Origin of the sequence: Myxococcus llanfairpwllgwyngyllgogerychwyrndrobwllllantysiliogogogochensis, assembly GCF_006636215.1 — a bacterium.
GTDB lineage: Bacteria > Myxococcota > Myxococcia > Myxococcales > Myxococcaceae > Myxococcus > Myxococcus llanfairpwllgwyngyllgogerychwyrndrobwllllantysiliogogogochensis.
Genome location: NZ_VIFM01000977.1, coordinates 1 through 391, shown reverse-complemented (window position 1 = coordinate 391; position 391 = coordinate 1). Strand labels below are relative to the sequence as shown.

Here is a 391-nt window from a genome sequence, read left to right as displayed (position 1 = left end):
CTCGTGACGCGCGGGGGGATTGCCGTTCGCCTGGGGGACGTGGCAACCATTCAGCTCGGCCCGGAAATGCGGCGAGGGATCGCGGAGCTAGATGGAGAAGGTGAGGTGGCCGGCGGGGTCGTCATCCTGCGTTCGGGCAAGAACGCGCAGGAGACGATTGCCGCCGTCAAGGCCAAGCTCGCAGAACTGCAAAACAGCCTGCCCAAGGGGGTCGAGGTCGTCACGACCTACGACCGCAGTGCGCTGATCGAGCGCGCCATCCACAACCTCACGACCAAGCTGGTGGAGGAGTTCGTCGTGGTCGCCCTGGTCTGCGTGGTGTTCCTGTGGCACCTGCGCTCGGCGCTGGTGGCCATCATCTCCTTGCCGCTCGGGGTCACGACCGCATTCC

1 protein-coding gene is annotated in these 391 nt (G+C 66.0%); it reads left to right on the top strand.

Translation table 11 applies throughout. The features are described from left to right. Nucleotides 1-39: 39 nt before the first annotated feature. Nucleotides 40-391: efflux RND transporter permease subunit (locus FJV41_RS51550; protein ID WP_281291695.1), on the top strand; the 352-nt coding region annotated here is incomplete at its 3' end.